Annotated in this window: 19 protein-coding genes and 1 other RNA gene; 19 read left to right on the top strand and 1 reads right to left on the bottom strand. The window is 36.8% G+C overall.

Translation table 11 applies throughout. The features are described 5' to 3' along the window. Positions 1–523 precede the first annotated feature (523 nt). Positions 524–1,087: a c-type cytochrome gene (locus ACFIMI_RS04610; protein ID WP_375668309.1), complete on the bottom strand. Its 564-nt coding sequence runs from the start codon at positions 1,085–1,087 to the stop codon at positions 524–526. 104 nt (positions 1,088–1,191) lie between these two features. On the opposite strand from ACFIMI_RS04610, the gene ACFIMI_RS04605 reads away from it, so the two are divergent. The 19 genes from ACFIMI_RS04605 (at position 1,192) to rimP (ending at position 20,860) form a co-directional block, all read left to right on the top strand. Then, positions 1,192–1,923 (top strand): 3-deoxy-manno-octulosonate cytidylyltransferase, encoded by a 732-nt coding sequence (locus tag ACFIMI_RS04605; protein ID WP_375632301.1) that lies wholly within the window; start codon positions 1,192–1,194, stop codon positions 1,921–1,923. After that, positions 1,920–2,783, top strand: coding sequence for a prephenate dehydratase (locus ACFIMI_RS04600; protein ID WP_273790573.1), 864 nt, complete (start codon positions 1,920–1,922; stop codon positions 2,781–2,783). Before ACFIMI_RS04605 ends, ACFIMI_RS04600 begins: the two co-directional genes overlap by 4 nt. A 537-nt stretch (positions 2,784–3,320) precedes the next feature. After that, positions 3,321–3,728, top strand: coding sequence for a hypothetical protein (locus ACFIMI_RS04595; RefSeq protein ID WP_375668310.1), 408 nt, complete (start codon positions 3,321–3,323; stop codon positions 3,726–3,728). A 1,581-nt stretch (positions 3,729–5,309) separates the two neighbouring features. After that, positions 5,310–5,407: signal recognition particle sRNA small type (gene ffs, locus ACFIMI_RS04590), an RNA gene on the top strand. Positions 5,408–5,630: 223 nt separating this feature from the next. Continuing rightward, positions 5,631–7,571: a DNA polymerase III subunit gamma/tau gene (locus ACFIMI_RS04585; RefSeq protein WP_375692280.1), complete on the top strand. Its 1,941-nt coding sequence runs from the start codon at positions 5,631–5,633 to the stop codon at positions 7,569–7,571. Positions 7,572–7,585: 14 nt separating this feature from the next. Then, positions 7,586–7,909, top strand: a complete 324-nt coding sequence (locus tag ACFIMI_RS04580) for a YbaB/EbfC family nucleoid-associated protein (protein WP_375611802.1) — start codon at positions 7,586–7,588, stop codon at positions 7,907–7,909. A 30-nt stretch (positions 7,910–7,939) separates the two neighbouring features. Further along, positions 7,940–8,545: a recombination mediator RecR gene (recR, locus tag ACFIMI_RS04575; protein ID WP_273790577.1), complete on the top strand. Its 606-nt coding sequence runs from the start codon at positions 7,940–7,942 to the stop codon at positions 8,543–8,545. 49 nt (positions 8,546–8,594) lie between these two features. Further along, positions 8,595–9,623 (top strand): YeiH family protein, encoded by a 1,029-nt coding sequence (locus ACFIMI_RS04570; protein WP_375613318.1) that lies wholly within the window; start codon positions 8,595–8,597, stop codon positions 9,621–9,623. Between the two features lie 734 nt (positions 9,624–10,357). Continuing rightward, the gene (gene tsaB / locus ACFIMI_RS04565; protein WP_375613317.1) at positions 10,358–11,044 is read left to right on the top strand and encodes a tRNA (adenosine(37)-N6)-threonylcarbamoyltransferase complex dimerization subunit type 1 TsaB; all 687 of its coding nucleotides are present in this window, start codon (positions 10,358–10,360) and stop codon (positions 11,042–11,044) included. After that, the gene (rimI, locus tag ACFIMI_RS04560) at positions 11,044–11,535 is read left to right on the top strand and encodes a ribosomal protein S18-alanine N-acetyltransferase (RefSeq protein ID WP_375613316.1); all 492 of its coding nucleotides are present in this window, start codon (positions 11,044–11,046) and stop codon (positions 11,533–11,535) included. The genes tsaB and rimI overlap by 1 nt, the downstream gene beginning before the upstream one ends. Positions 11,536–11,566: 31 nt before the next feature. Further along, positions 11,567–12,943, top strand: a complete 1,377-nt coding sequence (miaB, locus tag ACFIMI_RS04555) for a tRNA (N6-isopentenyl adenosine(37)-C2)-methylthiotransferase MiaB (RefSeq protein WP_375611806.1) — start codon at positions 11,567–11,569, stop codon at positions 12,941–12,943. 159 nt (positions 12,944–13,102) lie between these two features. Further along, on the top strand, positions 13,103–14,227 hold the full coding sequence (locus ACFIMI_RS04550) for a PhoH family protein (RefSeq protein ID WP_375613339.1): 1,125 nt from the start codon (positions 13,103–13,105) through the stop codon (positions 14,225–14,227). Beyond that, complete coding sequence (gene ybeY / locus ACFIMI_RS04545; RefSeq protein WP_375611807.1) at positions 14,224–14,691, top strand: rRNA maturation RNase YbeY; 468 nt, start codon at positions 14,224–14,226, stop codon at positions 14,689–14,691. The genes ACFIMI_RS04550 and ybeY overlap by 4 nt, the downstream gene beginning before the upstream one ends. Positions 14,692–14,800: 109 nt before the next feature. Further along, positions 14,801–15,826 carry a hemolysin family protein gene (locus ACFIMI_RS04540; protein WP_375613314.1) on the top strand — a complete coding sequence of 342 codons (1,026 nt, stop codon included), beginning with the start codon at positions 14,801–14,803 and terminating at the stop codon, positions 15,824–15,826. Next, on the top strand, positions 15,789–17,423 hold the full coding sequence (lnt, locus tag ACFIMI_RS04535) for an apolipoprotein N-acyltransferase (protein ID WP_375671922.1): 1,635 nt from the start codon (positions 15,789–15,791) through the stop codon (positions 17,421–17,423). Before ACFIMI_RS04540 ends, lnt begins: the two co-directional genes overlap by 38 nt. A 148-nt stretch (positions 17,424–17,571) precedes the next feature. Continuing rightward, positions 17,572–17,985, top strand: a complete 414-nt coding sequence (locus ACFIMI_RS04530; RefSeq protein WP_375611810.1) for a helix-turn-helix domain-containing protein — start codon at positions 17,572–17,574, stop codon at positions 17,983–17,985. Positions 17,986–18,115: 130 nt separating this feature from the next. Next, positions 18,116–19,384, top strand: a complete 1,269-nt coding sequence (gene metK / locus ACFIMI_RS04525; protein WP_375613312.1) for a methionine adenosyltransferase — start codon at positions 18,116–18,118, stop codon at positions 19,382–19,384. Continuing rightward, positions 19,381–20,082: a tRNA (guanine(46)-N(7))-methyltransferase TrmB gene (locus ACFIMI_RS04520; RefSeq protein WP_375613311.1), complete on the top strand. Its 702-nt coding sequence runs from the start codon at positions 19,381–19,383 to the stop codon at positions 20,080–20,082. Before metK ends, ACFIMI_RS04520 begins: the two co-directional genes overlap by 4 nt. A gap of 127 nt (positions 20,083–20,209) precedes the next feature. Then, positions 20,210–20,860, top strand: a complete 651-nt coding sequence (rimP, locus tag ACFIMI_RS04515; RefSeq protein WP_375613338.1) for a ribosome maturation factor RimP — start codon at positions 20,210–20,212, stop codon at positions 20,858–20,860. Positions 20,861–20,873: the final 13 nt, after the last annotated feature.

Raw genomic sequence — 20,873 nt, 5'->3', positions numbered from 1 at the left:
TGATCTGTCCGTACATCTCTAACCTCAAGAGAAAACGTCTATTCATCGAGCATCATAAAATGCAGCTTAGGATTATTGCACGTATAAGAACAATCAATTGTCTCTGTTCATAAGAAAAATACATGGGACTTGATGTAAAAGTACATAGGGATTGATGTGTATAGAAGGATTGAGATAAACCTCATGGAGAGCTTTAATTACATAATTATTGCATTCAGAAGCAGAAAGCTGCGGCTCATGAATTGATAATCCTTCAGCAATAATTTCACAGACAAGTATATGTAGAAAAAGTGAAGCACACAAATCTTGAAAACCAATCCACAGACGACAGCGTAAAGAGTGTATTTTTATAAAAGATCTCTTTAAAATAAGCGAGTAAATATGCAATGTTAAATATGTTCTGTTTTGCGTGAGGGGCGTTCCCCCCTAACAAAACATCAATAAGAGCTCTTTTTATAAAACTGTGAAACTAAAATTACAAAAAAATCAGACTTCTTTCTAAAATTAACATCTATGGTATAAGTTAATTTGGCTCATTCGCTTTATTATTATCCATTGGTAAAGGAACAGGATGATCGGATAAACTGCGTAAATAAAGCAAAAGATCGGCACGATCTTGGTCATTTTTAATTCCACGAAAAGACATAATGGTCCCAGGAAAAGCTTCACGTGGAGAATGTAAATAACGATCTAACGTTACAAAATCCCATTTTTGATCAGAATGAGCACGTAATGCCCGTGAATAAGCAAAACCTGCTGCTGATGCCAAAGGGCGGTTAACAATCTCCCAGAGAACTGGACCAACACGCCCTGCTTCATTGCGTCCAGATGTGTGGCATATGGCACATTGGCGAAAAACTTTACGGCCATTTTCAAAATTGCCTTGTTGAAGGCGGCTATTTAGTGATAGGGAAACATCAGGTGCTTTTTGTTTTTCTTGAAATATATCATTCTTGGCAACTGTATGATGATATTGGACTGATGTAGGATGATCGTAAATTATATTGCTGAGTGTGGAAATCCCCACAACAGCGACCAGCACACATAAACAAGCACAAATAAAATAAATAAATCTCGAGCGATTCATAAAAACTCAAATGTTCACGGTTTTATTACCATTTTTAGTTTAAGCTTTTTCTTTATAACACACAACATCATAAATGCATCACAGATGACATTGGGAATCTTACAATGGCTCTTGAACCAATTATTCTTATTCCTGCCCGTATGGGCTCAACCCGTCTTCCTCAAAAAGCTCTCGCTGAAATTGGCGGAAAACCGATGATTGTTCATGTCGTAGAACAAGCCAAAAAAGCTGGAATAGGACGTACAATCGTTGCAACAGATCATAATGATATCGCTAAAGCTGTTGCAGATTATGGGCATGAATATATCATAACACGAGGTGATCATAAGTCTGGATCTGATCGTATTTATGAAGCTTTAGTGCGCATTGATCCTGAACAACGCTACAACGCCATTTTAAATATACAAGGTGACTTACCAACAATCATGCCTCGTGAAATCATTCGTGCGCTACGCCCTTTAGAAAATAGCTTTACTGATATTGCAACCTTGGGTGCCAAAATCATTGAAGAAAATGAAACAAGAGATCCCAATGTTGTCAAAATCATTGGTACACCGCTTTCTCAAAATCGCCTTCGTGCTCTTTATTTTACGCGCGCCAAAGCACCTTATGGAGAGGGTCCTCTTTATCACCATATTGGAATATACGCCTATAGGCGCGAAGCACTTGAGAAATTTGTATCATTCAAACCCTCACCACTTGAGAAACGTGAAAAACTTGAACAATTACGTGCATTAGAAAACAATATGCGTATCGATGTGGAAATAGTCGATACAATTCCCTTAGGTGTAGACACACAACATGATCTCGATAGAGTTTGTGAGATTTTAGCATGAAAATACTTAAAAAAACCAATAAAATTTCTTTCCAAGGAGAATACGGCGCTAATTCCCATATTGCTTGCTCCAATATGTTCCCCAATATGGATGCTGTTCCCTCTGCTACTTTCGAAGACGCCCTTAATTTAGTGGAAAGCGGGAAAGCTGATCTTGCTATGATCCCTATTGAAAATACCCTTGCGGGACGCGTTGCAGACATTCATCATCTTTTACCACAGTCATCTCTTTATATTATTGATGAATATTTTTTACCTATCCATTTTCAACTCATGGTTTTGCCCGGCGTTACACATGACGAAATTAAAACCGTCCACAGCCATACGCATGCCCTTGCACAATGCCGAAAAATCATACGAAACAACGGTTGGAAACCTGTTGTTTCTGCTGACACCGCTGGAGCTGCAAAATTTATTAAAAAAAATGCTAAACGTTCACAGGCTGCCTTAGCACCTTTAATCGCAGCAGAACTCTATGGACTTGATATTCTTGAAAGAGATGTTGAAGATAACCCTCATAATATTACCCGTTTTGTCATCCTTTCACGCTCCAAACGACATGTCCCCAAACCTCAAAATGGCGAAAAAATCATCACCAGTCTTCTTTTTCGAGTGCGCAATGTCCCCGCTGCTCTCTATAAAGCTATGGGAGGATTTGCAACGAATGGTATCAATATGACAAAATTAGAAAGCTATCAAATTGGTGGAAATTTCAATGCAACACAGTTCTTTGTTGATATTGAAGGACATCCTGAAGACCCGATGATGAAACTTGCCTTAGAAGAATTATCTTTCTTTTCTGCAGAACTGCGTATTATCGGTACTTATCCAGCACAAAACGATCGAACATCGTATATATAAAAGCAATTAAGCTGCTATCATTTTTTGTTGATATCAAAAAGCATCGTAAAAATTTCATAATGCAACGTATCCTGAAAGAGCTCGTTTTTTTCTACTCAACACCCTTCATAAAAACTGAAGAAGAAAAAACAGCTCGTAACAGAATATATAAATTATTTGCATAATATTTTCTCACAAATTATATCATGATAAAAAGCACTTCAACTTGTATAAAAACCAGTGTAAAAAAACACAGTAACCAAAAATAAAAACGCTTGTACCATCTATTTCCTTTTATATATTCAAAGAGAGCTTCTTGAGAAAAGTCATTTCCTCTGACAATATTCCAATAAAGATAACGAACTTCTAAATTAGCTCTCAAAACAATTCAAATTATTATACATAATAGAGCATTCAAATCTCTTAGATTAATGTCATTCTAAACATGGTTTAAAACTAGAAAATGCAACTTAGCCCTGATTTTAGCGTTAAGTTTGAGCTTTTATCTTTATAAAAATTGATTTATGATTCACCTCACTTTAGAAAAAGGAGAGGATAATGAAAAAAATCTTCATGCAAGGATTATTAGCCACAAATATTCTCGCCTACTCTAGTGGTGCGTTTGCTGGCTTTGGTGAGAGAAAATGGAATTTTGGGCTGGATGAAAGTGTTGTGATCATCCCATCCGATACAATCCATCAAGGAGCTGAATACTCTTGTAGTATCTTTGAACCGAAGAAAGTATCCTTTACTTTATCATACTCTACCCCTTCTGATTTAAACAAATTGAGAATTGCTGTTGATGATGAAAAGAAAATAACCCATGATAAAGAAAAGAAGATCTTTATCCTAAAAAATATAAAATCTCTTCATATAAGTTTTCCTTCGTCAGGACATTATATTTTTAAAAATATTACGAAGAAAAAAGTTGTTGGAACAAATTGTGACACAGGAGATTATGATTAACAATATTTCTATAACATCTAAATTTGAGTAGAGTTATTCTTTTTTTAGGTATTTTTTTCAAAATAGGGCATAATGAGCCATTAAAACTAATCGCTGAAAAGCTTATTTTTATCCTAATATGGCAAACCTTAAGCTGCTTATAAGGTTAGATATTAAAGAACTTTTGCGAAAACTAAATGACTAAACTTAAATTGTTCTGTATTTTCTACTATCAGAGCTATTTTTTTAATAAGAATATAACTTCTATCTTTGCAACTGCTTTATTTTAAGTACTATAAAGCACATCGTACCCAAATCACTTAGATAAACAGAAAAGTAAAATTTGCTCTACAGATGCATTCCTCGCTGCATTTTAAATCATACTCATTCAGCTTTTGTAAAAATTCATCTCGCTTTTCCCTCCTTATTAAAGGATATAATTATTTGAAACTATAAAATGTCGCTTATATCGAATAAGAACCATTTTTATGCTTATAAAATCAGTACCCCCTTATTTCTATAGCGTTTAATGTTGCATCTTCTCTTGCATGAGTACAGTCCCTTAAAAATATATGAAACCTTTTCTCAAATAATGAAAATTCATATATTGATCCATCTTGTGATAAACATCAATGTTTTTTAATTAAAAGAACAAGCACGCAAAAAAAGAGCGATAACATCTACTCAGTATTTATATACGTTAAAAGAAAAAATATTACATATTTGATATTCTCATTCACTATAGAAATGAGGTGGTTCTCTTATAAGATATTTAATATATTGACTTATCATTATAAGACTTTGATTTTCTTACACTGAATTACAACCACAAATAAAGTAAGATCCTCCCATCTTAAATCTCATATTGAATCCATTAAAATCGTTTCCTTGAAAGTTACAAATGAGAGTGGTGTGTGAGTAAAAACGATTAAAAAAGGAATAAAAATGCTTCTTATAAAGCCTTTCAAGTGCAAGGGATCGCAACATTGGGAGTTGTTAAGTAGTATGAGGGCTAAAATTTATACTTTTATTAAGCATAAAAAGGATAGTGCACAATGGACTTATATCTCAAGGAGAGTATGTATACTATTTACGAGTAGAGTTTGAAATATAGTTAAGAGTATTGAGCAATCGCTCTTTAAAAAGCCTGTGAATGTACAACATTAAATGTATTCTGTTTGGGATTTTTTGTATAGAGGAGCAACACCATTAAAGCAATATTTTATAATTATTTAAATAGCACTCTTCCCCCTGACTTTCGAATGTTAGCCAATTACATGATCTATCTGCTTTATTTGCTTCTTTGACTGTTGTAAATTTTTGATGATTCAATTTCGTAGTTTTAGAACAGACGTGTCTATCCTAAAACTCTTACATGTTTCAGCGAATGAGAATAATTATACATTCAGACTATCTTAAGCGAAAAAATATTTTCATACCAAATAAATATGAAGAGCTACTGCTATAAAAACTGGTAAATCCACAATCTCTTTGTTGTTTATATGTCAATAAATTAAACGCAAAGGAAAATTCTTCGTCGTTCTTAGGATATTTTTCGTTTCTGATCTTGATTTTTCATTCCAAATCGACAATATGAGCTTGGGAGGTTGGTGGTGGACGGACTACTCGCCAACTGGGTCAGGTCTGGAAAGAAGCAGCCCCAACGAGTTCTGGTACGGGTCATCGTTCCAACCTCCTATTTTGCTGAAGAAATTATTTTTTATGCTGTCTTTTAGCGAGGTATTTTTAATCTTCAGAGCAGCATTTGTATGCAGCAAATAAAGGGGTTTTGTTATTTTTAAACAAATTGTCCCATAAATAATTTGATTAAGAAAAAATCCTTTTATATGAGACTACAGTATTGATCTATGCTTTTGTATTATCAAAATGTACGCATAAAGAACTTCGAAGTTGGAAATACTCATGGAAAATTTACCGGTAGAAACAGCCTATCGTGTTCTTGCTCGTAAATATCGACCCCAAAACTTCTCTGACCTCATTGGTCAGGAAGCTATGGTGCGTACTCTCACCAACGCCTTTGAAAAAGGTCGTATTGCACAAGCGTGGATGTTAACAGGGATTCGTGGCGTAGGTAAAACCACAACAGCACGTATTTTGGCACGTGCGCTTAATTATAAAACAAAAGATATTGATCAACCAACAACTGTATTGGACTCTCTTGGTGAACATTGCACACAAATTATCGAAGGACGCCATATTGATGTTATAGAAATGGATGCCGCTTCTCATACGGGCATTGATGATATTCGTGAAATTATTGAACAAATACGCTATCGTCCTGTTTCTGCACGCTATAAGGTTTATATTATCGATGAAGTACATATGCTCTCAACACAAGCCTTTAATGGTTTATTGAAAACTCTTGAAGAACCACCTTCCCATGTGAAATTTATTTTTGCCACAACAGAAATTCGCAAAGTTCCTATTACAATTCTTTCGCGTTGCCAACGTTTTGATTTACGACGTATTGACTCAAAAGCTTTGAGTGCACATTTGCGTCAAATTGCGAAATATGAAAAGGTAGAAGTAGAAGATCAAGCACTCTCTATGATTGCCCGTGCTGCAGAAGGATCTGCACGTGATGCATTATCCATTTTTGATCAAGCAATCGCCCATAGCAATGGCAATGTTAATGCTATTGCGGTGCGTACAATGTTAGGATTAGCGGATCAAGCACGTATTATTGATCTTTTTGAATTTATCATGAAGGGCGATGTTGTCAATGCGTTACATGAATTACGCAGTCAATATGAAGCAGGTGCTGATCCTCTTACTATATTGACAGAACTAGCCGATTTTAATCATCTGGTCACACGTTTACGTTTTACACCAGAAATAGTGGAAGATTTCTCTCTGACTGAAGAACAACGTTTAAGAAGTTTAGACTTTTCAAAAAAACTTTCCGTTCCTATTTTATCCCGAAACTGGCAAATGTTACTCAAAGGTTTACAGGAAGTTAATCAAACTGCACGTCCTCTTCAAGCCGCTGAAATGCTTTTAATTCGTCTTGCTCACACGGCTGACTTACCAACTCTTGATGAGGCTTTAAAAAAGCTTACGCAAGAAAAAACGCCTCTCACACTGGTTAAAAACTCTTCTCATCAAGAATCTACAAATGCAAATAATATAACAAAAGAAACAATGGTCGGAGCCCATGCTTCCTCGAGCATTTCAAATACATTAGCCGATCAATCAGATTTAAAAACATCTTTGAAAAACCAATTAGATCATTCCTTACAACCAGAAAATTTAGTTAAAAATCAAAACCATGACAAAATCAGCGCCCAAGAAGTAACAGAAATTCTAGAAACTTCTCAATCTACTGATCTTTCTGAAAAGATTGCAAATTTATCGCATTCTGTCACGCAAACAACAGAAAAGATTACTGAACCTAAAACTCTCGTGATTAATTCTTTGCACGATATTGTTCAATTAGCCGAACAGCATAATGACGTTCCTTTCAAACTCCTTGTTAAAGAATTTGTTCATCCTGTTTCTTTTGAAGCTGGGCATATTACCTTGAGACTTTCTGAAAATACCCCACAATTTCTTGCTCATGATATAGAAAAAAAGATATCTCAATGGACTGAAAAACGCTGGACAATAACTTTTGTTAATGAAGGAGGTGGCCCAACCTTACAGGAGGAAAGTATAGCGATTCAAAAGACTCTTTTTTCCAATGCAGAAACAGATCCTGATATTGCGAAAATCCTCAATCATTTCCCAGAAGCAAAAATTGTCGATATTCGACTCAATAAAGAAGAAAATGATCTTGATTTACTCTCCAATACCTTTAAAAATGCTGATATTTTTAAAAATAAAAATGATATCAATGATGAATAAGGATACCTATTCCTATGCGTGAAATGATGAGCATGATGAAAAAAGCCAAAGAAATGCAAGAAAAAATGCAGAAGATTCAGGAGGAAATAGCTAATCTGCAAGCTGTGGGCACTGCAGGGGGTGGTCTCGTCAATATCACTTTAAATGGCAAAAATATTATAACAGCAATTCAAATTGATCCTTCATTACTCAAACCTGAGGAAGGTGAAATTCTTGAAGATCTCATTATGGCAGCTTATAATGAAGCAAGAACAAAAATTGAAGTTGCAATAGAAGAAAAAACCAAAAGTATGACCGCAGGGCTACCACTCCCATCAGGTTTCAAACTTCCATTTTAATGAAACGGTTTTTTCCCGTGAGACAAAAATATGTCTAAATACATTGCAGGACCTGAGATTGAACGTCTCATTCAGATTTTATCACGGTTACCAGGTCTTGGTCCACGTTCAGCACGTCGTGCTGCGCTTCATCTTATCAAAAAAAAGGAGACATTGCTGGAGCCTTTGGGAGCGGCTATACAAGCAGCTATCGAAAAAGTCGGTATTTGTTCTGTTTGTGGAAATGTCGATACCATTGATCCTTGTTCAATTTGTACAGATTTGCGCCGCGATGATACAACAATCATCGTTGTTGAGGATATTGCTGATCTGTGGGCCCTTGAGCGCGCAAAAACTTTAGCCGCACGTTATCATGTGTTGGGTGGACGACTCTCCCCCTTAGATGGAATAGGTCCTGACGAACTCAACATTGCCACCTTAATACAGCGTGTTGTACAAAACCCTATTACGGAAATTATTCTTGCTGTCAATGCGACTGTCGAAGGTCAAACAACTGCTCACTATATCACCGATCAGCTTTCCAATTTTCCAGTTAAAATTACGCGACTTGCTCATGGTGTCCCTGTAGGAGGCGAGCTTGATTATCTTGATGACGGAACTTTAGCAGCAGCTGTACAAGCAAGAACAAATCTTTAAAGCTTTTTCTTCTTAACCTTTAGCTCTTTAATGACGGGGGAATATTAAAATGATAAAGAAAAATCTCTCACTTTTAAACGACTTTGGTCCTGGTGTTTTAGTATGTTTACTCATATCAGCCTTAGCTTATGGCTTAGAAGTTGTAGAAAAACAGCTTTTCACGGAAGCGTGGCTTGAAAGCCTTGTTTTGGCAATTCTTCTAGGATCAATTATCCGTAGTTGTTTTTCTTTGCCAACATATTTTCAAAAAGGTATCACCTTTTGTGCAAAAACACTTCTCGAAATTGCTATCGTTCTTCTAGGAGCAAGCATTAGCATTAACGCAGTCCTTTCAGCTGGTTGGAATTTGCTTGCTAGTATCATATTCGTGATATTCGTAACAATTATCCTGAGCTTTGCCATCGGCCGACTTTTCGGGCTTTCTACACATTTGGCAATGCTGGTCGCTTGTGGGAATGCTATTTGTGGCAATTCAGCTATTGTCGCCGTTGCACCTGTTATAAAAGCAAAACATGACGATGTAGCCGCATCAATTGCCTTCACTGCTCTTTTAGGAATTCTTATTATTTTATTTCTACCCTTTTTACATCCATCTCTGAATTTGTCATTTAGCCAATATGGTGTGCTTGCTGGCATGGTTGTGTATGCTGTACCACAGGTTTTAGCAGCAACAGCACCTATCTCTTTTCTAAGTGTTCAAATTGCAACAATTGTCAAATTAGTACGGGTTCTCATGTTAGGCCCTGTTATTTTTACTCTATCAATCATTTATCGCCGATCAGCAGAAACACGCTTGCGTTTACATACCCTCGTCCCATGGTTTATCATTGGCTTTATTATCATGATGCTTGTTCGCTCAAGTGGTCTTATCCCTGAAAAGGCTATCAATCCCATCAAATTTATTGCCCAGTTGTTTACTGTTATCTCAATGGCTGCACTAGGATTAGGTGTTGATATCCGATCACTAAAAAAAGCAGGATGGCGCGTCATTTTGGCTTCAACCTGCTCCATCATTATTCTCGGTATTTGTAGCCTTCTTATGATACAATTGAATGATTTAAATCATATAACATTTTAAATGTGCATTGATTATTATTTTTTCAACGTAGTATACAATCAACCCAAAGTCCTCATTATTATTAAAATCAGTTCTTTCATAAACCAGAAAAAGTTCTAAAATACTGCTCATTATTCTATACAAAAAATTGAAAGAGCTGATATTTAAGTGAAAACTGTCAAATGTGCTTTTCAGTCCATAATGATTTGCAACAGGGTAGTATCAAAATACGTAACTCATGCAAAACAATGCCATTTCTTTCATCTGCTCTCATTACACTGAGTTTTTTATATAAAGACGGATAGAATATGTTCTTATTTGGAAAAAATGTGGGGTCATAACTTTTCCTCTTTTAAATTACTTTTACTTACTATGTAATACAAGTGGCATCAAAGTACTATTTGATAGCTTACAAGTTGTGACAACCCTTACATTTAAACGATTCGTGAAGGAGTTTTTATTCTTTTCTTCAACAGTTTTGATTCATACGCTAACTCCGCTTGTAATATACAAGCTAATAACTTTAATTGTTTCACCATAAGTAGACTTAAAATAAGAGAATCTTACAATACTCAAGGTACTCATTCAAAAAGTGATAAAAATAAGGATTAAATCAACATCTCGTTCTATCCCATAAAAAGATATTGTTGCTTATTGGCACTAGTAACTTTCTTACAAATGAAATATACGATAATGAAAAGATTAAAAATACAGCAGGACTTTTATTTATCGTTTTATTCAACTAAAATATTTTTATGCTTATCCTTGCTATAGATACTGCTTCAATTTATTGTGCTGTTGCGCTTATTCGTCATAAATCTGTTATTGCGCGTATCAATGAACGCATGAACAAAGGACATGCCGAAAAAATTATTGGGCAGATTACACAAATAATGAAACAAGCCAATATGACGCTTGATCAAGTTGAGCGTATTGCTGTCAATATTGGACCTGGATCATTTACTGGTGTACGTGTCGGTGTTGCAACAGCGCGCGCTTTGGCATTAGCACTTGAAATACCAGCTGTTGGAGTGAGTGCTCTTGAAGCGTTAGCAGCACAAGTTATAAACAATAAAAGTACAGCATCGGCAATTACTGTTGTCATTGAAGCAGGGAGAGGGATGTTCTACCATCAAAATTTTCATAATGATCTCACACCTTTGGGAGAGCCGGGATTAAAAACAATTGAAAATATCCTCGAAGATTTGCCAAAAAAAACCCGACTGACTGGCCCAGCTGCTGATGTCGTTGTGGAGCATATTAAAAACCATAAAATACACGAAAAAATTGTCCTAGAAAAAATCCCCTGCGAAGCGGCCGATATTGTAAACTATGCTTATCTTGCTGCAAACAAACAATCAAAAAATTCACCTCGCCCACTCTATCTACGCAGCGCTGATGCAAAACAACAAACCAATTTTTCTTTACCACAAAAAAAATAATGCCCAAATTTTCATTGACAAAAAAGAATTTTGGAATTGCTCCGCTACAAGTTAATGATAGTGCTTCTCTTCATCAAATTCATCAGCATTGTTTTACCCCTTCTTGGGAAAAACAAGCTTTTGATAATTTCTTAACAGATCACTCTATCTTCGGATACAAAGCTTTTCTCATTGATCACTCTGATCAAATTTTAGGCTTTTGCCTATGCCGTCTCATCCTTGATGAAGCAGAAATCATCACAATTGCTGTTCATCCTCATTATCGTCAAAAAGGAATTGGTACCTTTCTTATCGATCGTACAGTTCACCATCTTCACGACAAGGGCGCTATAAAATTATTCTTGGAAGTAGAAGCCACAAATCTTTCTGCTTTGAACCTTTATCAACGCTTTGAATTTCAAAAAATTTCTGAACGTCTTGCCTACTACGTGTCAAAAAATGGTCGTGGTGATGCAATTATCATGCAAAAAACTTTTAAGCAAATAGATTGAGATTTGTGTAAAAAACATTTACACATGCGCTATGAATAAAGTAAATCCTAAAAATACGCCTCCTGTTGCTCCTAAAAAGGTTTTTATCAAAACCTATGGATGTCAAATGAACGTTTATGATAGCCAACGGATGACTGATAGCCTCAGTTCGCAAGGCTATGTGACAACACAAATTCCCAATGATGCCGATCTTATTCTTGTTAATACCTGTCATATTCGTGAAAAAGCAGCAGAAAAACTTTATTCTGATCTTGGTCGTTTGCGCGTTATGCGTCAAGAGCGCACACCTGATAAACCCCTGATGGTTGGTGTAACAGGTTGTGTTGCACAAGCTGAGGGAAGTGAAATCTTGCGCCGTGCTCCAACAGTGGATCTTGTTATTGGTCCGCAAATGTATCATCGCTTGCCAGAATTGTTAGAAAAAGCCAAACAAGGGAAAAAAATTATCGAAACAGACTATGCTGTTGAAGATAAATTTGCTCATTTGCCGCCCCATAATAAACATGCAGTAAGAAAACGAGGTGTTAGCGCATTTTTAACAGTACAGGAAGGTTGCGATAAATTTTGCACTTTTTGTGTTGTTCCTTACACACGCGGTGCTGAAATATCACGGTCTGTCGAGCAAATTACCGAGGAAGCCCTTCAACTCATCGAAGCGGGTGTCAAAGAAATTACGCTGCTTGGACAAAATGTCAATGGTTGGCATGGACAAAGTGCTGATGGCAAAACTTGGCGTCTTGGCGATCTTCTTTATCATCTCGCAAAACTCGATGGTTTAAAGCGTTTGCGTTACACAACCAGCCACCCACGTGATATGGATGATAGCCTTATTGCCGCGCATCGAGATCTTGATATGTTAATGCCTTACCTCCATCTTCCTGTTCAATCAGGTTCAGATCGCATCTTAAAAGCCATGAACCGACAACACAAAAGCTCTCATTATCTTCATCTTATCGAAAAAATTCGAACCGCACGGCCAGATATCGCCTTTTCAGGCGATTTTATTGTAGGGTTTCCAGGAGAAACAGATGAAGACTTTGAAGAAACCATTAAACTTATTCAACAAGTACAGTACAGTTCAGCTTATTCTTTTAAATATTCCCCCCGTCCTGGAACAGTGGGAGCCACAATGAAAAATCATGTTGATGAATCTGTAAAAGATGCCCGACTTCAACATTTACAAGCCCTTCTCCTTGAGCAACAAAATGCGTTTTTGCGTTCTAAAATTGATCAAAAAACGAACGTTCTCATCGAAAAACCTGGACGTCACTCAGGGCAAATGGTAGGGCGTTCCCCTTGGCTTTTACCTGTTGTTGTCGATACAGAAGCCTCTACAGGTAGCGTGATAGAAATTCATATTAAAAATGCAAGCTCAAACAGTTTTGTTGGTGAAGTGACAAATAGATAAGCATGCCTCTAATACCTTGTTCAAAAATAAATATTTTGGAAAACTCTTTTATTTTAAAAGCAAATGATTACATCTAAAGCGTGCACTTTTTGTAAAAATTGTCTTTTATAAAGTTTACTTAACAAAATGTGCAATATTTATGTAAATATGGAGAATAGGCTGAAAGCTTCAACCGAAAAAATAAAGCGTATTAAAGAAAAAGTAAATATGTCCCTTGAAAAGGCTGATACCTTGAAACAAACAAGCGCTTCAGATGTGAGCCAAGTTGTTTTGATTTTCGAAAATAATAAATATGCAAAAGCAGTTTTTGGTAAATTTGACGAAAATCTCGCTTATATCGAAAAAAAACTCGAACTTAGTATTCATCCGCGTGGTAATGAAGTCTTAATCCGTGGAAATATTTCTGTTATAAAACGTGCGCAATATGCATTGCAGCAGCTTTATGAACGTGCCAAAACACATCAAGAGCTCACTTTATCAGATATAAAAGGAGCGATTGCTATGGCAAATATACCAAAGAAGCAGAAAGAAGACACAATAACACACAAATCTGCAACGAAACGTATAGCAGCTCGGTTGAGTACCCATAAAAAAATAATTCATGCAAGAACTCCAACACAAGACGCTTACATAAGTGCTATGGAGCATACTGAACTTGTGTTTGGTGTAGGACCAGCAGGAACAGGAAAAACGTATCTTGCTGTTGCTCATGCTGCAATGCTTCTAGAACGTGGTATCATTGAGCGAATTATTCTCTCACGTCCGGCTGTTGAAGCTGGAGAACATCTTGGTTTTCTTCCCGGTGATCTCAAAGAAAAAGTCGACCCATATTTACGACCACTTTATGATGCTCTTTATGATATGATGCCCGCTGAAAAAATAGAACGCATTTTAGCCTCTGGTGTCATAGAAATTGCTCCTCTCGCCTTTATGCGCGGACGAACACTTGCCCATGCTGCTGTTATTCTTGATGAGGCACAAAATACTACGCCCATGCAAATGAAAATGTTCCTCACACGTCTTGGAGAAGGAACACGTATGATTGTTACCGGTGACGTAAGCCAAATTGATTTGCCTACAGGGCAAAAATCAGGTCTCATTGAAGCAATTCGCATTCTTTCAAATGTAGAAAATATTGCAATTGTGCATTTTGATGAAAAAGATGTTGTACGCCACCCACTTGTTGCTGCTATCGTTCGTGCTTATGATCGTGATTCCGAAATACAAAATAAAAAAAAATCATTCGCATGCGATGCATTAAAAAATGAATTTGATTCATCATGATTATTATTGATATAATGATTAAAAGCGCAGGGTGGAATGATGAGAAAATGCTTTATAATATCACTGAAAAAGCATTAATGGCAACTATGCATCATGTTTCATTGGCAAATGTTGTAAGCGAGATTAGCCTGCTTTTTACGGATGATGAACATATGGCACAAATCAATGCACAATGGCGCAACAAAAACAAATCTACTAATGTATTATCCTTTCCTGCTTTTCCACTTAAAGCTGGAAATCGACCTGGTCCCATACTCGGTGATATTATTATTGCCCGAGAAACTGTTGTTTTCGAAGCAGAGAAAGAAGGAAAAACATTTCAAGACCATTTAACACATATGATTGTTCATGGTATCTTGCATCTGCTTGGTTATGACCATGAAACTGATGATGAAGCATATAAAATGGAAAAGCTCGAAAGAGAAATTCTTCAAAAGCTTTCCATAAAAGATCCTTACGCATAATTGTCTATCAATGATAAAATTTAACTTTTAAAATCAATATTACCAGCATACCATTTAAAGCCTCTTATTTATCTATTATAAAAAAGAAAGTCTAAAAGATTTCAAAACCATGGCAAACAAAATAAATGCACAAAATAATAGTCAAGCATCTTCTAATAATGAAAAAGACCCCTCTCAACAGACGAATCATACAGAGAAATATTCCCTGATGAATCATTTATTTTCATTCTTACGGGGTCGTAATTGTGCATCTACGTCACTGCGCGATGATCTTACCGTTGCACTCACGACTAACAATGAAAAAGATACCGCCCTCTTCTCACCTGAAGAACGTACTATGCTGCATAACATTTTACGCTTACGTGAAGCACGCGTGGATGATGTTATGATACCTCGTTCTGAAATCGAAGCATTAGAAATAAACACCTCTCTTGGAGAAACCCTTAAATGTTTTGCAAAAATTGGTCATTCTCGTATCCCCGTTTATGCTGAAACTTTAGATGATCCGCGCGGCATGATCCATATCCGCGATATTCTTAACTACATCACTCGCTTTATTATCAACCCAACAAAAACCGAACAAAAATCTGATTTGCTTCAATTAAACCATACAGACTTGCATACTCCAATCGGTGAATTGGATTTGATCCGAACAGTTCTCTTTGTTCCCAGTTCTATGCTTGCAAGCAAATTATTAACACGGATGCAAACTACACGAACTCAAATGGCTTTAGTTATTGATGAACATGGAGGAACAGATGGTCTCGTTTCAATGGAAGATATTGTTGAGTTAGTCGTTGGGGATATCGAAGATGAACATGATAATGTCGACAATGCTATCGTACGTGAACCAAATAATAAATGGCTCGTTGATGCAAGAACTGAACTAGAAGATGTGGAGAAAGCTCTTGGTCCTGATTTTATCGTAGGGGAATATGGTGATGAAGTTGATACTATTGGTGGTTTGATCGTCTCAATTCTTGATCGCATTCCTGCTAAAGGTGAAATTGTCGAAGCTGTACCTGGCTATAGATTTCGTATTTTAGAAGCTGATAAACGCCGGATTAAACGATTGCGCATTTTTCGCATTCCCAAAAATGAGAATCTTGAGAACAATGCCATCCCTAAAGAATAGTCCAGTATTTTTAAACAATTTCATCGTTTTTTTGTTCTCTGTTACAGGCTGGAAGCGCCAAGCATGGATATTTCTGTGTGGTGCTCTTACTTCTTTTGCACTTCCACCCTTTTATTTAACGCCTCTTTGCTTTTTAACTTTCCCTCTCTTTATTGTTTTACTTGACTCAATACGGGCCACCAAAAACAATAAAAAACATTTTTTTACTTACGCTTTAAGCTGTGGAACCTTTGGTTTTAGTTATTTTATTTGCGGCCTTTGGTGGCTATGCAATGCTTTGTTAACAGATCCAGATTCTTTTGGTTGGGCAGTCCCATTAGCCATTTTATTCCCTCCACTCTACCTTTCTCTTTATTGGTTTTTTTCTGGTTTCATTGTCGGTTTATTATGGACAAAAGGAATAGCACGCTTTTTTGTTTTAGCCTTTGCATTAGGATTATCCGAGTGGTTGCGTGCGTTTTTATTCACAGGATTTCCATGGAATTCTCTTGGCTATACAGCCATGCCAACCCCAATGTTCATGCAATCTGATGCAATCGTAGGACTTTACGGAATGAATATTCTTGCTGTCTTAGCCTACAGTTTGCCAACTGTTTTATTAACGGATGAAAAAAAGAAAGTGGCACTTTCTCTTTGCTTATCACTTATATTCATTCACTGTGGTTTTGGGTTTTATCGTCTTCATACTATAGAAAACACAACTGAAGATCAAAAAAGTGCTTATTGGGTGCGCATTGTTCAACCGTCCATCCAACAAAATATAAAATTGCGTGATAATACACGAGAATCTATGTTGGAAGCACATATGAAGCTAAGTGCAACGCCAACAACCGATCAAAATTCAGAACCCGATTTTATCGTATGGCCTGAAGCTTCCGTTCCTTACCTTCTCTATGATAATTCATCTATCACAATGCGCATTGCCTCTCTTTTAAAACCTAAACAATGGGCTATTGTTGGAGCAATACGCGCCAGCAATGATCTACCTCATTCCCAAACACAATATTTTAATACAATTGCAGTCATTAATGCTCAAGGTAATATTTTAAATACTTCCGATAAACTTCATTTGGTTCCTTTTGGTGAGTATCTTCCTTATCAGAGTTTATTGAAAAAAATTGGATTGCGTACCCTTGCTGATAATATTGGTGGATATAGTGCTGCAAGTGTGCGCAAAATTGTTACAATGCCAAACGGATTTTCTTATCTACCCTTGATTTGTTATGAAGCAATATTTCCCCATGAAATGACTTTCAAAGGCTCCCCGCCTCAAGCAATTATTAATATTACAAATGATGCATGGTTTGGTGTAACACCTGGACCCTATCAACATCTTCAACAAGCACAGCTTCGTGCCGTTGAACTGGGAATCCCCCTCATACGGGCCGCCAATAATGGCATATCAGCTGTTATTGATTCTTATGGACGAATCGTTGTAGCTCTTCGACAAAATGCTGTGGGCATTATTGATTCACAAGTTCCATCATCCATTACCCCTATAGGAAGCAATGAATACAGAACTTTCTCTACTTTTATCTTATTCATCCTTATGCTATTGTGTCGTATTGGTTTTGGTTTTACAAAACAGCTTAAATGATTCAAGTGCCCTTTGTACGGTATTGTGTTGCGTGTACCAGTGATATTGGGAAAAAATATTACATATTGTTTTAATTATATGATAAATCAACTGCGCATAAATATGATGTTGGTTTAGAAGAAAAATGCTGGAAATAAAGAGTTGCATTATGACCGAAACTAGAAAAAAACCTGACCCTATAGATATCTATGTTGGAACTCGTATCCGTTTACGTCGTAATATTTTAGGACTCACTCAAGAGAAACTAGGTGAAAAATTAGGAATTACTTTTCAGCAAATCCAAAAATATGAAAAAGGAACAAACCGTATTGGTGCCAGCCGTCTTCAAGCGATAGCGGAAATTATGGATGTTCCTGTTTCTTACTTTTTTGATAAAGGTATTACCTCCCAACAAGTAGAGGGTTTTGCTGAAAGTGAACACAATTTTATAGACTTTTGTTCTAGCAGCGAAGGGATTCAGCTCATGCGCGCTTTTACAAATATATCTGATGCTAAAGTGCGTCGAAAAATTATTGACTTGGCAAAAGCACTTTCTGAGGAAGATTTGACAAATAAGTTATAAATTAAAATTATATCTTTTCTCTTTTATTCATATACATTTGCATTGACTATTTGCTGTAGAATTAGCAAATGGTGACGACTTTAGTAAGCAATTGATTAAATCGTTGGTTTTCTTTTTTGAAGGAGTTCCTATGCCGCATCAAGATTATCTTTTTACGAGCGAATCGGTATCGGAAGGACATCCTGATAAAATTTGTGATCGTATTTCCGATGAAATCGTTGATATGATCTATAAAGAAGCTGAAAAGACTGGTACTGATCCATGGTTAGTACGCGTTGCCTGTGAAACTCTCGTCAGTGTCAACCGTGTTGTTATCGCTGGTGAAGTACGTGTTCCCGATACGCTATTAAAAAAAGATAAAAATAAAGAATTCATCTATGATGAAACTAGCTTTCCACTCATTAATCCTACACGTTTTCGTACAGCAGCGCGCCGTGCTATTCGTACCATTGGCTATGAACAAGCAGGCTTCCATTGGAAAACTGTTAAAATTGATGTTCTTTTGCGCCCACAATCAGCTGATATAGCAAGAGGGGTTGATAATGCTACGGATCGGCATGGTGAAGAAGGAGCGGGTGATCAAGGTATCATGTTTGGATATGCTTGCCGTGAAACACCTGATCTCATGCCTGCGCCAATTTATTATGCGCATAAAATTCTCAAACTTCTTGCCGCAGCTCGTCATAAAGGAGAGGGAGAAACTGGAAAATTAGGACCAGATGCTAAAAGCCAAATAACCATACGTTATAAAAATGGAAAACCGATAGAGGTCACATCCATTGTTCTTTCAACGCAGCACCTTGATGAAAGCTGGGATTCCAATAAAGTACGTACAGTGGTTGAACCTTACATTCGCCAAGCTTTACATGACATTCCCATTGCAGCTCAATGTAGTTGGTATATTAACCCAACAGGAAAATTTGTCATTGGAGGCCCTCAAAGCGATGCCGGATTAACGGGACGCAAAATTATTGTGGATACTTACGGAGGTGCAGCACCCCATGGAGGCGGTGCTTTTTCAGGAAAAGATACAACAAAAGTTGATCGTTCTGCTGCCTATGCGGCACGCTATCTGGCTAAGAATATTGTTGCTGCTCATTTAGCAGAGAGATGCACCATTCAACTCTCCTATGCAATTGGTATTGCACAACCTTTATCTATTTATCTTAATCTTCATGGAACAGGAAAAGTCGATGAAAAGGTTATTGAAGAAGCCATCCGCAAAATAATGGACCTTTCACCTACCGGCATTCGAAAACATCTTGACCTCAATAAACCTATTTATGCGAAAACAGCTGCCTATGGTCACTTTGGTCGTAAACCAAAACACGATGGTTCGTTTTCATGGGAAAAAACTGATCTCGTGAAAACGCTTCAAACAATGATCCAAATCCCATGATTAAACATAATATACGTAAGAGTGAAGCATTTTTTGGACGCCGACAAGGAAAACAACTTCGAGACAGTCAGCTTACACGTATACAAATGCTTCTCCCCAGTTTGAATATTGATTTAAATGTCCCTCCTCCCTTAAACCTTACATCCTTATTTTCAAGCAAAGTAAGAGAAATTCGACTTGAAATCGGTTTTGGTGGAGGTGAACATTTACTTCATGAAATGGCATATTTTCCAAAAACCGGTTTTATCGGCGTCGAGCCCTTTATCAATGGCATGGCAAAAATATTGTCGTCTCTTGAACAGCATCAAAACCATCAAAATCGTCTTCGCCTCTATAATGATGATGCTACACGCCTTCTTGATTGGCTCCCTGATAACTCGCTTGATGGAATAGACCTCTTCTATCCTGATCCTTGGCCGAAAAAAAAACACTGGAAACGACGCTTCATCAATATAAAAAATCTTAACCGTTTTGCTCGTGTTCTTAAAATAGGAAAATTTTTTCGCTTTGCTAGCGATATAGACAGTTATGTAAACTGGACTTTGTACCATTGTGCACAACATGATCACTTTGAATGGAAAGCAGAAAGCCCTCAAGACTGGAAACTCCCTTATCCACTATGGAGCGGAACCCGCTATGAAGCAAAAGCTTTACGCGAAGGACGAACGCCTGCCTATCTTACCTTTATCAAGAAATAAATGATCAAGCGCTTTTCTCATAAACAACTTGAAAAATTTTGAATTTAAGAGTATTAATAGTTAAATTCTTGGTCTTATGATGAAGAGTGGGCCGTTGGACCCGCTCTTTTTTAATATCATAAAACTGATGAAACCAACTTGGATAAAATGTATGAACGAAGCTGAAAAAATAAGCAATCTTGACGAACCGCGCCTGTTTGAAGAAGATGGTATCGAAGCACAGGTTGCTGCTCTTGTCATACCATTGTTTAAACCTTTAGGTTTTCGTTTGGTTCGTGTAAAACTTCTTGGTCAAAATGGTTTAACACTTCAAATTATGGTTGAACGTGCCGATGGTTCTATGACCATAGAAGATTGTGAAACTGTTAGTCGAACTGTTTCTCCCCTCCTTGATGTACAAAATGTTATTGAACGCAAATATCATTTAGAAATCTCATCACCTGGAATTGATCGTCCATTGGTAAGAAAATCTGATTTTTTTCATTGGCAAGGGCATCTTGCAAAAATTGAAACCAAAATAACAATTGATGGGCGCCGAAAATTTCGTGGGACACTTACAAATATCACGCAAGATGGATTTATTTTAAACACTGATAAAGCTGCTTATGGAGAAGCCATGTATACCCCTATTTCCTTTTGTGATATCATAAATGCGCATTTAGTGCTTACCGATGAGCTTATTCGCGATGCATTGAAACAAAATAAAGATTTAAGTCAACAATTCATTGCCGAAGAGAACGCTAACGACTCTATACAGACGCTCAATTTCAAAAAATAATATCACTGGGAAA

Origin of the sequence: Bartonella sp. AP4SXKL (assembly GCF_042195845.1) — a bacterium.
Lineage (GTDB): Bacteria > Pseudomonadota > Alphaproteobacteria > Rhizobiales > Rhizobiaceae > Bartonella.
Note: the sequence above shows the minus strand (reverse complement) of the source record. Positions and strands in the feature narration are given on the sequence as shown.